This is a genomic window from Streptomyces sp. B5E4, assembly GCF_039871555.1.
GTDB lineage: Bacteria > Actinomycetota > Actinomycetes > Streptomycetales > Streptomycetaceae > Streptomyces.
This window is the reverse complement of the sequence record NZ_JBDPMI010000031.1, coordinates 25,101-38,498: the sequence shown is the minus strand read 5'-3', so window position 1 is coordinate 38,498 and position 13,398 is coordinate 25,101. Positions and strand designations below refer to the sequence as shown.

Genomic DNA, 13,398 nt, shown 5'->3' with positions numbered 1-13,398 from the left:
CGCGCCCACCGCCTTACCCGGACCCCCTACGCGCGCGTAGATGCCTAAGGCCCCCGGGGATTCGCCGCCACCGGGGGCCTGAGGTGCCTTACGCCCGCCGCCGCACGCCTCAGACGACCCGAAACCGCAGCTCGCGGCCGAGCGTTCTACGCGTCCTCGAAGAGCCGGAGGCGGTGTGCCGTCGCGGCGGCTTCGCCGCGGCCGGAGACGCCGAGCTTGGCCATCAGGTTGGAGACGTGCACGCTCGCCGTCTTCGGTGAGATGAACAGCTCCTCGGCGATCTGGCGGTTGCTGCGCCCGGCCGTCACCAGCTTCAGCACCTCCTGCTCCCGCGACGTCAGCCCCAGCGCCCGCACCGGGTCCGCCGGGGCCGGGTCCGGGCCGCCGAGGGACACCCGGGCGCGGGAGGCCAGCGCCGTGACCGCCGTGCGCAGGGGGACCGCGCCGAGGGCGCCGGCCGTCGTGTGGGCGTCGGCGAGGAGGGGCGCGGCGCCGTCCCGGTCGCCGGAGGCGAGCAGCGCCTCCGCCCACCGGTGCCGTACCCGGGCCAGCTCGTAGGGCCGGTCCAGCGGCTCGAACGCGGCCGCCGCCGCGGCCCACGGCGCCGGGTCGGGGTCGCCGGCGGCGCGGGCCAACTGCGCCCGCAGGAGCAGCGCGTGGGCCGCCCACACCGGCGCCGAGCAGGACAGCCCCGCCGCCGCGTGACGGATCCGCGCCAGCGCCGCGGCGGTGCCACGCGCGAACGCCGGCACCCGCCGCCCGTCCCCCTCGGCCTCTGCCGCCACCTCCAGCAGCAGCCACGCGTACCGGTGCACGCCCGGCGCCAGACCGGCGTCGACGGTGCGGGCGGCCTCCTCGCGGGCGCCCGTCAGGTCGCCGCGCGCCGCCGCGACCGCCGCCGTCAGCGTGCTCAGCGGGATCGCCATCTGCGGCTGCGTCTGCTGCGGTCCGAGCCGGTCGCGGGCGGTGGCCAGCAGCGCCTCCGCCCGCGCGACGTCGCCGCGGAACAGCGCCAGCCGGGCGCGGGCCTGGACGAGGTTGCCGTACGTCAGGGCGACGACCGCGTCCCGCTCCGCCCGGTCGGCGACCTGCTCCGCCTCGTCCCAACGGCCCATCGCCACCAGGGAGTCCATCTGGTTGCCGAGCGAGAACGCCACCTTGTCGCGCCGCCCGCGGCTGGCCGCCGCCCGCGCCGCGTCCGCGGCGACCTCCGCCGCCTCCCGGGAGCGGCCAAGGTTCTCCAGCGCCGCGGACAGGTTCAGCTCCGCGCGCGCCGCCGCCGTGTAGTCGCCGCTGCGCCGGGCCCGGTCGCGGGCCCCGCGCAGGATGTCCAGGCCCACTTCCTCCCGGCCGGAGTCCTCCAGGTGGATGCCCAGCATCACCTGCGCGTTCAGCTCCAGGTTCTCCTCGCCGGCCGCGGCGGCGGTACGTACCGCCAGCTCGGCCGCCGCCAGCCCCTCGGGCCGGCCGGGCCGGTGCAGCATCTCCCAGCTCGCCGCGGCCGTCAGCGCCAGCGCCGGGACCCGGGACGGCGGCAGGTCCCGTACCAGCCGCAGCGCGTGGTCCAGCTCCGCCCGGCCGTCGCCGCGCGCCAGGTCCTCCACCAGCCAGTGCCGCTGCACCCAGAACCACGCCGCGCGCAGCGGCTCGGCGGCCTCGTCGATGGCCTCCAGCGCGCGCCGGGTCAGCGCCAGCGCCCGTTCCCGCTCGTCCGCGAGCCGGGCGGCGACGACGGTCTCGGCGAGCAGGTCCAGCTCGGTGAGCGGGGTGTCCGCGCCCGTCTCGTAGTCCTCGATGCGGTCGGCGGGCCGCAGCCGGGCGCGTAGCTCCGCCGGCACGTCGTCCCACAGCTCCATCGCCCGCTTCAGCAGTTCGTACTGCTCGGCGAAGGCGTGCCGGCAGCGCGCCTCCACCGCCGCCGCCAGCACCGCGGGCAGCGCCCGCGCGCTGTCCCGGCCGTGGTGCCAGTGGCGGGCGATGCGGGTGAGCCGCTGCTCGGCCCGGACGAGCGTGGGGTCGGCCTGGAGCACCTCGGCATAGCGGCGGTTGAGCCGGGAGCGCTCGCCGGGCAGCAGGTCGTCGCGGACCGCTTCGCGCAGCAGGGCGTGCCGGAAGCGGTACGACTCGCCGTCCTCGTCGGGTACGAGCACGTTGTCGGCGACGGCCGCGCGCAGCGACTCCAGCAGCGCGTCCTCGCCCTCGCCGGTGACCGCGGCCAGCAGCGCGTGCTCCGCGTGGCTGCCGGCCTCCGCGGCGACCCGTACCACCCGCTGCGCGGGCTCGGTCAGCCGTTCGACGCGGACGAGCAGCAGATCGCGCAGCGACTCGCTGATGCTGCAGTCGGGGTTGGCCGACAGCTCCTCGACGAAGAACGGATTGCCCTCGCTGCGCCGGAAGATGTCGTCGGCGTGGGTAGGGGTGGGCACGGTGCCGTGGATGCCGGTGAGCTGGGCGGCGACCTCGTCGCGGCTGAGCGGGGCCAGCTCGATGCGGCGTACGGAGCGCAGCCGGTCCAGCTCGGCGAGGAAAGGGCGCAGGGGGTGGCGGCGGTGGATGTCGTCGGAGCGGTACGTCGCCAGCAGCACGAGCCGGGTGGCCTGCAGGGTGCGGTAGAGGTAGGAGAGCAGCTCGCGGGTGGAGCGGTCGGACCAGTGCAGGTCCTCCAGGGCCAGGACGACGGTGCGGTCCGCGGCCAGCCGCTCCAGGCTCTGCGCGGTCAGCTCGAACAGACGGGAGCGCCCGTCGCGCTCCTGCGGCGGTGCGCCCGCCGGGGGCACGTACGAGGAGTCGGGCAGCAGCCGGGACAGCTCGTCCTCGCGGCCGCCGACGGCCGCGGCGATCGCGTCGTCGCCCAGCTCGCGCTGCAGGACCCGCAGGGCGGTGGTGAACGGGGCGAACGGCAGCCCGTCCGCGCCCAGCTCGACGCAGCCGCCGGCCGCGGTCACCGCGCCCGCCGCCCGCGCGGCGGCCAGGAACTCCTCCACCAGCCGGGTCTTGCCGACGCCGGCCTCGCCCGCCACCACGAACGCCTGCGGCTCGCCCGCGGAGGCGCGGGCGAGCGCGGCGTCGAGGATCTTCAGTTCTTCCGTGCGCCCTGCGAGTACGGGGCTGAGGCGGACGGCTCTCACGCCGCCGAGGATGTCATGCGCCTCGGCCCCGGCGACAGGTGCCGGCGGGGCGGCCATGCTCAGGCCGCCTTCACCCAGCTCCCGCGGCCGGCGGCGGCCCCGCCCGGCCCGCCCCTGCCGGCCGCGCCGCGGCGGCGCGCCCGGCGGGCGGCGGTGGCGCCGCGCGCCATCCGGTACTGCTCCGCCTCGCGGCGCAGCTCGGCGGACCGGGCCCGGTGGATCTCGTAGTCGTACATTTTCGCTCCCCTGTGAGTCGGCTTTCCCGCCGTGTTCTCCCTGTGCCTCAAGACTCGTCTCCCAGGGGGGTGCGGCACATCGGGCGACTTCCTCATCTCTGCGCACCCGGCGCCTTAGATGCCCGCCCCGGCCGGGCCCCGCCGCCTAAGGCCCCCTCTTACGACCCCTTCATACGACCCTTGCGGCCCCTGCCGCGCCCGGCTCCCGGCGAGTGTCGGGCCGGCGCCGCGCCCGTCCGCGTGCCATGCGATGCTCGGTCGCGTGGAGTCCCCGCAGCCCCTGGAGCCGGCCGGCGCGGACGCCGGCATACGCACCGGCGCCCGGGTCTTCGTCGGCCGCGCCGCCGAGCTGGGCGCACTGACGGAGGCGTACGACCGGGCCGCCGCCGGGGAGCCGTGCGCCGTGCTCGTCGGCGGTGAGGCGGGTGTCGGCAAGTCCCGGCTGGTGGAGGAGTTCCTGGCGCGCGCCGAAGCCGCCGGCGCGGTCACCGCCGTCGGCAACTGCATCGAGTCCGGCGCCGACGGCCTGCCCTTCGCCCCCTTCTCCACCGCGCTGCGCGCCCTGCGCCGCCGCCTCGGCGACCGGCTGGACGAGGCCGTGGCCGGGCAGCAGGGCGAGCTGGCCCGGCTGCTGCCCGAGCTGGGGCCGATCCCCGACCTGCCGGCGGCCGCGCAGGGCGAGGCCGGGCGGGCGCGGCTGTACGAGCTGGCCGCCCGGATGCTGGAGAAGCTGGCCGGCGAGCGGGTGCTCGTGCTGGTCGTCGAGGACCTGCACTGGGCCGACCACTCCACCCGCGAACTCCTCGGCTACCTGCTGCGCTCCGTCCAGGCCGCCCGGCTGCTCGTCGTCGCCACCTACCGCTCCGACGACCTGCACCGCCGCCACCCGCTGCGCCCCGGCCTCGCCGAGCTGGACCGGCTGCGCGGCGTCCGCCGCTTCGAGCTGGCCCGGTTCAGCCGCGACGAGGTGCGCACCCAGCTCGCCGGGCTGCGCGGCGGCGAACCGCCGGAGGACCTGGTGGCGGAGGTCTACGGGCGCTCGGACGGCAACGCGTTCTTCGTCGAGGAGCTGGCCGCGGGCATCCCGGCCGCGGGCAGCGGCGCGGCCGCCGGGCGCCCCACGGGCGGGATCGGCGAGTCGCTGCGCGACCTGCTGCTCGTACGGGCCGAGGCGCTGCCGGACCCCGCCCGCCGGATCGTCGCGCTGGCCGCGGTCGGCGGCGACCGCGTCGACGCCGCGCTGCTCGCCGCCGTCTCCGGGCTCGGCGAGGACGCCCTGTTCGACGCGCTGCGCACGGCCATCGGCGCCGGGGTGCTGCTCCCGGCCGACGAGCGGGTGGACGCCTACCGCTTCCGGCACGCCCTCATGCGCGAGGCCGTCTCCGACGACCTGCTGCCCGGCGAACGCGCCCGCCTCAGCCGCCGCTTCGCCGAGGCGCTGGAGGCCGACCCCGGTCTCGTCCGGGCCGACGAGCGCCCCGCCCGGCTGGCCGGCTACTGGTACCAGGCCGCCGACCCCGCCCGCGCGCTGCCCGCCGTCCTCGCCGCCGCCGCGGACGCCCGCGCCCGGCACGCCTTCGCCGACCAGCTCGCGCTGCTGGAGCGGGCCGTCGCGCTCTGGGACGAGGCGCCGCAGGAGTCCCGTACCGTGCCGCACTCCGGCGGCGCCTACCCGCGGGCCGACCGGCCCGAGTTCGCCGACCTGCTCGCCGAGACGGTGTTCGCCGCCCGGCTCGCGTCCGCGTTCGGCAGGGCCCTCACGCTCGGCGACCGCGCGCTGCGGCTGCTCGGCGCCCGGGCGCCGCTGCGCGCCGCGTGGTTCCGCGTCGAGCGCGCCCGCTGTCTGCAGGGCCTCGGCCGCGGCGACGGCCGGGAGGACCTGGACCGGGCGCAGGAGCTGGTCCGCGGCCTGCCGCCGTCGCCGGTGCACGCGCAGGTGCTCGCCGAGGTCGCCAACTGGCAGGCGATGCACACCCCCGGCGGCGGTGCCATCGAGGCCGCGGAGCGCGCGGTGCAACTCGCCCGGCTGGTCGGCGCCGAGGAGACCGAGCTGACCGTGCGCATCCCGCGGGCCTGGATGATGGTCGACTCCGGCGATGTCGAGGGCGGCATCGCGGAGTTCCACGCGGTACGGGAACGGGCGGTGGCCGACGGCCTGGTGGTGGCCGCGGCCCGGGCGTACGCGAACCTGCCCTCGGCCCTCGAAGGCGTCGGCAGGTCCGCGGAGTCGGTGGCCGCGGCCGACGAGGCGGTCGAGATGCTGGCCGACTCCGGGCTGGCCACGTTCCTGTCGCTCAGCCACGGCAACCGTGCCCACGCGTTGCTGTCGCTGGGCCGCTGGGCCGAGGCGGAGGCGGCCATGGACGCGCAGTTCCGCACCGCGCGCAGCACGCAGTTGCGCGGCAGCGCGCTGCTGGACCGGGCGCTGCTGGCGCTGCTGCGCGGCGACCACGCCGCGGTGCACGGCGAACTCGCCGCGGCCCGGGACGAGTTCGGCAACGACCGGCAGCCGCAGTACGAGCTGCCGCGGGCCGAGATGACGATCCGGCTGGCCGCCGCGGAGGGGCGGGTCGCCGAGGTGCGCGCCGCGTTCGGGCGGGCCGTCGGCGACGGGCTGCGGCTGGGCATGCAGCGCTACGCCTGGCCGCTGCTGTACGCCACCGCCGCCGCCGAGGCCCGGCTGCGCGGTCTGCCCGCGGCCGAGTCGGGCCGGCCCGCGGCGCTGGCCGCGATCCGCGCGGCGATGCGCAACCTGCCGCGGTTCGCGCCGCCGTGGGAGGCGCAGGCGCTGATGACGGAGGCGGAGCTGTGCGCGGCCGAGGGCCGCGACGCGACGGCCCGCTGGGCGGAGGCCGAGGCGGCGTGGGCGGAGCTGGAGTGGCCGTACGAGCAGGCTGTGACCCGTTACCGCTGGGCGGAGTCGGCGCTCGCGAGCGGCCAGGCCACCGCCGCCGCCCGGGACGGCGCGGCGCGGGCGCTGCGGCGCGCGTACGACACGGCGAGGGACCTCGGCGCGGCCGGGCTCACCCGCGACGCGGAGGCCCTGGCAGCCCGCGCCCGGATCCCCTTGACCGCGGCCGCCGCACCGGCGGAACCGGAGGATCCGGCGGAGGCGCTGGGCCTGACGGCCCGGGAGGCGGACGTGCTGCGGCTGGTGGCGGCGGGACGGAGCAACCGGCAGATTGCGGAAGAGCTGTTCATCTCGCCGAAGACGGCGAGTGTCCATGTGTCCAACATCCTGGCGAAGCTGGGGGTGGCGGTGCGGGGTGAGGCGGCGGCGGTGGCGCACCGGCTGCGGCTGTTCGACGGCGGGTGAGAGCGGGCTCCCGCGTACGCCCTGTCAGCTGACCTCCAGCCGCAGGATGCGGTCGTCGCCCTTCTCCGGGGTGCCGCGCAGATCCGTCTCGTTGGTCATCAGCAGCAGATCGCCGTCCGATGCCCGCTGCACCGTGCGCAGCCGCCCGTACTTGCCGTCGAAGAACGCCTGCGGGTCCGCCGCCGCCTTCGTGCCGTCCAGCGGGATCCGCCACAGCCGCTCGCCGCGCAGCGACGCCATCCAGATCGACCCGTCCGCGAACGCGATGCCGCTCGGCGAGGCGTCCGGAGTGGGCCACTGCACGACGGGGTCGACGAAGCCCTCCCGGTTCTCCTTGCCCTCCACCTCCGGCCAGCCGTAGTTCTTCCCCGGCTCGATCAGGTTCAGCTCGTCCCACTTCTGGTCGCCGAACTCCGCCGCCCACAGCCGCTTGTCGTCGTCCCAGGCCAGCCCCTGCACGTTGCGGTGGCCGTACGAGTACACCACCGAGCCCGCCTCGGGGTTGCCGCGCGCCGGCTCGCCGTCGGGCGTCATCCGCAGGATCTTGCCGCCCAGCGAGTCCTTGTCCTGCGCCAGCGCCGGGTCGCCGGCCTCGCCGGTGCCGACGTAGAGCATCTTGTCCGGGCCGAACGCGATCCGGCCGCCGTTGTGCCGGCCGCCCTTGGGGATGCCGCGGAAGACGGTGTCCGGCGCGCCCAGCCGGTTGCCCTCCGGCCCGTCCGAGTCGTACGTCATCCGTACGATGCGGTTGTCGCTGTCGGAGGTGAAGTAGGCGTAGAGCATCTCGTCGGCGCCGAGTGCGAGCCCCAGCAGGCCGCCCTCGTTGCCCGGTTCGCCCTGCACGCCGGGCACCTGGCCGGCCTCGGTGACCTTCCCGCCCTCGGCGGCGACGTGGTAGACGGTGCCGGTGTCGCGGGCGGAGACCAGCAGGGCGCCGCCGGGGAGTTCGGCCAGGCCCCAGGGGGTCTCCAGATTCTCGGCGACGGTGCCGACGGCCTTCGCGGAGCCCTTGTCCGGCGGCGGCTCGCCCCGGCCGGCGGAGCCGCCGCTGCCGGCGGGCGCGGAGGGGGACTCCGCGGCCGGCCCCCCGGAGCCGTCGTCGTCGCCCGACGAGCAGCCGGCGGCGAGCACGAGTGCGGCGGCGGCCACGGCGGTGGCGGCACGGGCTCTCACGGGCGGTTCTCCTTCGACGGGCGGCGGCCGGAACGTACCCAGCACATCACAACCGGACGTACACCGCGCGCCGGTGGGGCGTTCCCGTCCGCGGCGACGGGAGTCACCCGTCCGTACGAGCCCGCCCGCCGCCTTCCGTACGAGCCCGTCCGCACGCTCCCGTACGCACCCGGCCGCCCTGCCCGAACCCACCGGCCGCCCCGCGCGCCTACTCCCACGACCCCTGCGCCGGCGGCAGCGCCGCGATCTCCGCCAGGTCCCCCGGCGCCAGCCGCAGCCCGGCCGCCGCGGCGTTCTCCACCGACCACCGCGCCCGCTTCGCCCCCGGCACCGGCACCACGTGCGCCCCCTGCGCCAGCACCCACGCCAGCGCCGCCTGCGCCGGCGTCGCGCCGTGCCGCTCGGCGACCCGGCGCAGCCCGGCGACCACCGGCTGGTTCGCCGCCATCATCTCGGCGGTGAACCGCGGGTGCCTGGCCCGTATGTCGTCCGGCTCGAAGCCCTGCCCCGGCGTGAGCGTGCCGGTGAGGAACCCGTGCCCCAGCGGCATCGCCGCGAGGAACCCGACCTGCCGCGCCTCGCACCACGGCAGCAGGCTCGCCAGCGCCTCCGGCGACCACACCGACAGCTCCGCCTGCACGCTGCTGACCGGGAACACCTGCTGCACCCGGCCCAGCCGGCGGATCGTCGCGTCGTACATCCCGCCGCCAGCCCGGCGGTCCGCCCGCGCACCGACCGCGCAGAACCCCAGCGAGCGCACCTTGCCCGCCGCCACCAGCTCCGCCATCGCGCCCCAGGTCTCCTCCACGGGCACCTCGGGGTCCTCGCGGTGCAGTTGGTACAGGTCGATGACGTCGGTCTGCAGCCGGCGCAGCGAGGCGTCGCAGGCACGCCTGACGTACGCCGGGCGGCCGTTGGCGACGACGTGCTGCTCGCCGACGAGGAGGCCGACCTTGGTGGAGACGAACGCGTCCGCGCGCCGCTCCTTGAGCACCCGGCCGACCAGCAGCTCGTTGGTGAACGGCCCGTACATGTCGGCGGTGTCGAGCAGGCTCACACCGGCGTCGAGCGCCGCGCACACGGCCCGCACGGACTTCTCGCCCTGCTGCCGCGAGGTGCTGTACGCCCAGCTCATCGGCATGCAGCCGAGACCGACCGCGCCCACCTCCAGGGCCGCCGCCCCGATCGTCCTGCGCTCCACCCAAGGCACACTAGACCCTGCCGCCGACACGGGTCCCGCGGCATCGGGCCCCGCACGCCCCCCTCGTGCTCCGCACGCCCGCGCTGATCACCTAGCCTCGTGTCCATGAGCGATGGACAGGTGTGGCTGCCGATTCCGCCGGACGAGATCACCGGCCTGCCGCCGGAACTCGACTACGTCCACTGGGACGCCGAGCCCGAGTTCCCCGCGGATCCGGCGGACTGCGTGTTCCTCGTGGCCCCGTACATGCGCCGGATCACCCACGACCCGGTGCCGCGGATGACGGCGCTGAAGGTGCTGCAGACGCTCACCGCAGGCGTCGACGCCTATCTGCCCGCGCTGTCCTCGCTGCCGCCGGGGGCCCGGCTGTGCAACGCCCGCGGCGTGCACGAGGCGTCGACCGCCGAGCTGGCGCTCGCGCTCACCCTCGCCTCGCTGCGCGGCATCCCGGACTTCGTACGCCGCCAGGACGCGGAGGAGTGGCGCGGCGGCTTCCACCCGTCGCTCGCCGACAAGACCGTGCTGATCCTCGGCTACGGCGCCATCGGAAGCGCGGTGGAAGACCGGCTCGCGGGCTTCGAGTGCGAGCGGGTCATACGCATCGCGCGCTCCCCGCGCACCACACCGCGCGGTCCCGTCCAGGCCCTCGCCGACGTAGGGGAGTTGCTGCCCGCCGCCGACGTGGTGATCGTGACGACCCCGCTGACCGACGCCACCCGCGGCCTGGTCGACGCCGGGTTCCTGGCCCGGATGAAGGACGGCGCGCTGCTCGTGAACGTCGCCCGCGGCGCCGTCGTGAACACGAAGGCCCTGCTGGACGAGGTGGAGCCGGGCCGGCTGCGGGCCGCGCTCGACGTGACGGACCCCGAGCCGCTGCCCCCCGGTCATCCGCTGTGGCATGCACCCGGGGTGCTGATCAGCCCGCACACCGGGGGGCCCACGTCCGCCTTCCGGCCGCGTGCGGAGAGGCTGCTGCGCGCCCAGTTGCGGCGGTTCGCCGCCGGTGAACCGGTGGAGCACGTGGTCGCCGTTGCCTGACGGACAACCGCACGAACACTCTACGTAGTTGCTACGCAACTCTCGGTTTTAGTTACGCTCCGTAGAGGAAGTATGTCCCTGCGTGACGAACCTGGTGTATCGTCCGCAGCGGGGATTGCTCCCGACGTCAACGTGGCCGGCCCGCTGCCGGCGACGCATCCGATATCGAGGGGGGCGATGGGCACATGCACGGCAAGTGGAAATCCTTTGCGGTACGCGGGCAGCGCGGTAGTCCCGCGCGCCTCCCGGCCCTGAGAGCCGGCGTCGCGGCGGGGCCGCGGACGGGGCCGGCTCCCGGCAGCCGGGGGGCGCGGTGACGGCGTCGATCGGGGCGGTGGTGCCCAGGCCGCCGTTGCCCGCAGGGGTCGTACCCCAGCTGATCCTCGCGGTGCTCTGCGCGGGGTATGCCACCGGTGCCGCTCTGGGCTGGGGCTCTTCCCGAATCGCCCTCATCATGGGGGACTTCGGGCTGAGCGCGGCGGCGTTCGCGGCCGCCTTCTCGTGTCTCTACTACGCGCGTATCCGCCAGGGCCGCTTTCGGCCGGCCTGGCTCATGTTCGGCGTCTCGTCCGCCATGGCGGGCGTCGGCAACGGCATCTGGGGCTGGTACGAGGTCGTGCTCCGGAAGCCGCTGCCCGAGGCGTCCGTGGCGGACTTCTTCTTCCTGCTCTTCGCGCCGCCGGCGGTCATCGGCCTGCTGGTGCTCGCCCGGCGGCCGGTGAGCAGAGCGGGCTGGATCTGCCTGGGCCTGGACACCTGGCTCATCGGCGGCTCCCTGCTCACCATCTCCTGGACCCTCGCCCTGGCGCACGCCGCGGGGGACGACGAGTCGGTGCCGCGGGTCGCGCTCTCGCTCGCGTACCCGCTGCTGGACATCGTGCTGGTGAGCATGGTGCTGGCGCTGCACTTCCGGCGCACCGCGGCGGGCCGCTCCGCGATCAACACGGCGATCGGCGCGCTGGTGCTCACCGTGCTGTGCGACGCGCTGTTCACCTCGCCGCTGCTCCAGGAGCAGTACAGCTCCGGGCAGCTCCTGGACGCCGGCTGGTTCGCCGGCTCGGTGCTCCTCGCGTACGCCCCCTGGGTCGGCAGAGCCGAGGAGGCGGAGGAGGCCGAGGAGCGCGGCCAGAAGGAGCGCGGCCGCCCCATCGCCGGGCACATCGGCGCGCTCGCGCCGTATCTCGCGGCGGGCGTCTGCACCCTGGGGATCCTGTACAACCTGCTGGACGGCCGCAGCGTAGACCGCGTGGTGCTGATGACCGCGTGCACGGTCGTGCTGGCGCTGGTCGTACGCCAGGCGATCATGCTGCTGGACAACATCAGCCTCACCCAGGAGCTCGCCCAGAAGGAGAACCACTTCCGCTCGCTCGTCCAGGGTTCGAGCGACGTCATCATGATCGCGGCGCCGTCCGGCGTGCTGCGCTACGTCAGCCCAGCGGCCCTCGGCGTCTACGGCACGGACCCGGAGGAGCTGGTCGGCTGCGAGCTGGCCGGGCTCATCCACCCCGACGACCTGGGCCGGGTGCTGCACGAGGTGCGCCGGTTCCTGTCGGCGCCGCCGGGCGGCGCGCGCTCGATCCGCATCGAGTGCCGCTTCCGGGCCGGCAGAGGCCGCCGCGGCGGCGCCCGCGCCGGCGGCGAGGACGGGTACGGCGAGGACGGCTGGCTGAACGTCGAGTCGACGGTCAACCGCCACCACAACGGCCTGATCTTCAACTCCCGGGACGTCACCGAGCGCGTCCGGCTCCAGGCGCAGCTCCAGCACAGCGCCTCCCACGACGCGCTCACCGACCTGCCGAACCGGGCGCTGTTCACCGAGCGTGTCGGTCACGCGCTCGGCGGCCGGCGGGCGGGGGACGCGAACGCGGCCGTGCTCTTCATCGACCTCGACGGCTTCAAGGCGGTCAACGACACCGTCGGCCACGCCGCCGGCGACGAGCTGCTCATCCAGGCCGGCCGCCGGCTGCAGGAGTCGATCCGCTCCGGGGACTCGGCGGCCCGCCTCGGCGGCGACGAGTTCGCCGTGCTGCTCGTCGGCGGCGCGGCGGGCGAGAACCGGTCGGACGGCGCCGGGCGCGAGCGGCGCACCCGCGAGGTCGCCGACCGGCTGCGGGTCCGGCTCTCCGAGCCGTACACCGCGGGCGGCGTCGAGGTGCGGGTCGCGGCCAGCATCGGCGTGGCCTTCGCCGAGCCCGGCAGTACGCCCGCGGAGCTGATGCGCAACGCCGACCTGGCGATGTACCGGGCCAAGCAGGCGGGCAAGGCGCGCGTCGAGCTGTACGCGCCGCAGATGCAGGCCGAAGTGGTGCGCCGCATAGAAATGGCGAACAGGCTGCGCTCCGCGCTGGACGACGGCCAGTTCACGCTCGTCCACCAGCCGGTGGTGGAGCTGTCGAGCGGGCGTCTGGCGGCGCTGTCGGCGCAACCGCGCTGGCGCTCGGCGCAGGGCATCGTGCACACGCCGGCTGAGTTCATGCAGGGCCCGCCGGACACCGGCGGGCGCGGCAACGGGCAGGACCGGGCCCGTACCGCGGAGCTGGCACGCTGGCTGCTGGAGGCGACGGTCGAGCAGGCCGCCGCGCGGTACGACGCGGGCATGGGCATCCCCGTGACCGTACGGATGTCGGCCGCCCGGCTCACCGACCGGAGCATGTCCCCGCAACTAGTGGAGGCCCTGCTGGTGCGGCACGGGCTGCCGCCCGGCGCGCTGACCATCGAGGTCGCCGACAGCGACACCCGGGCCGGCATGGACGAGCTGGAGCGGCGCCTGGTGGCGCTGCGCCGCCTGGGCGTGCGTATCGCGCTCGACGGCTTCGGCAGCGGCCACGCCGCCATCGCCGCGCTGCGCCGGCTGCCGGTGGACGTGCTCAAGCTGGACCGGGGCCTGGTCGACGGCCTGGCCGAATCACCCCGGCTGCGCGCCATCGCGGCCGGGATGATCGGCATCGCCGGCGAGCTGGGCCTGGACTCGACGGCCGAGGGAGTCGACCTGCCCGAGCAGGCCGAGGTGCTGCGCGCGCTGGGCTGCCGGCACGCGCAGGGCATGGCCTACTGCGAACCACTGGAGGAGGAGCGAGTACGGGACGCACTGGCCCTGGGAGCGTTCGCGCTGCCGGAAGAGGATGCTTCGGCCATTGCGCTCACATAGTGAGACCCGGGTTCCACGAACTTGACACCCCCGGCGCGCCGGGGGCAAGGTCGGGTCCATGCGCACCCGAATTCTCGTACTTGGACAGCGCGTCGGCTGAAGCGGATCCCGACTCCCGGACCGCGCCGACGCGCTCCCCTCGCTTGCCATCTGGCACG

7 protein-coding genes are annotated in these 13,398 nt (G+C 75.8%); 3 read left to right on the top strand and 4 right to left on the bottom strand.

What is annotated here, in order from left to right:
* Positions 1 to 146: 146 nt before the first annotated feature.
* Both ABGA99_RS29755 and ABGA99_RS29750 read right to left on the bottom strand, forming a co-directional pair.
* On the bottom strand, positions 147 to 3,185 hold the full coding sequence (locus ABGA99_RS29755; RefSeq protein ID WP_347580605.1) for an AAA family ATPase: 3,039 nt from the start codon (positions 3,183 to 3,185) through the stop codon (positions 147 to 149).
* Positions 3,186 to 3,187: 2 nt separating this feature from the next.
* Positions 3,188 to 3,364 carry a hypothetical protein gene (locus ABGA99_RS29750; RefSeq protein WP_347580604.1) on the bottom strand — a complete coding sequence of 59 codons (177 nt, stop codon included), beginning with the start codon at positions 3,362 to 3,364 and terminating at the stop codon, positions 3,188 to 3,190.
* A gap of 250 nt (positions 3,365 to 3,614) precedes the next feature.
* On the opposite strand from ABGA99_RS29750, the gene ABGA99_RS29745 reads away from it, so the two are divergent.
* The gene (locus ABGA99_RS29745) at positions 3,615 to 6,680 is read left to right on the top strand and encodes an AAA family ATPase (RefSeq protein ID WP_347580603.1); all 3,066 of its coding nucleotides are present in this window, start codon (positions 3,615 to 3,617) and stop codon (positions 6,678 to 6,680) included.
* Between the two features lie 24 nt (positions 6,681 to 6,704).
* Here the strand turns inward: ABGA99_RS29745 and ABGA99_RS29740 are convergent, their stop codons facing one another.
* Entirely contained in the window at positions 6,705 to 7,853 is a 1,149-nt protein-coding gene (locus ABGA99_RS29740) for a PQQ-dependent sugar dehydrogenase (RefSeq protein WP_347583819.1), read from the bottom strand.
* Between the two features lie 208 nt (positions 7,854 to 8,061).
* Positions 8,062 to 9,054: an aldo/keto reductase gene (locus ABGA99_RS29735; RefSeq protein ID WP_347580601.1), complete on the bottom strand. Its 993-nt coding sequence runs from the start codon at positions 9,052 to 9,054 to the stop codon at positions 8,062 to 8,064.
* Between the two features lie 105 nt (positions 9,055 to 9,159).
* On the opposite strand from ABGA99_RS29735, the gene ABGA99_RS29730 reads away from it, so the two are divergent.
* Both ABGA99_RS29730 and ABGA99_RS29725 read left to right on the top strand, forming a co-directional pair.
* Positions 9,160 to 10,092 (top strand): 2-hydroxyacid dehydrogenase, encoded by a 933-nt coding sequence (locus tag ABGA99_RS29730; protein ID WP_347583818.1) that lies wholly within the window; start codon positions 9,160 to 9,162, stop codon positions 10,090 to 10,092.
* A 313-nt stretch (positions 10,093 to 10,405) separates the two neighbouring features.
* Positions 10,406 to 13,240 carry an EAL domain-containing protein gene (locus ABGA99_RS29725; RefSeq protein ID WP_347580599.1) on the top strand — a complete coding sequence of 945 codons (2,835 nt, stop codon included), beginning with the start codon at positions 10,406 to 10,408 and terminating at the stop codon, positions 13,238 to 13,240.
* The last annotated feature ends 158 nt before the right edge of the window (positions 13,241 to 13,398 follow it).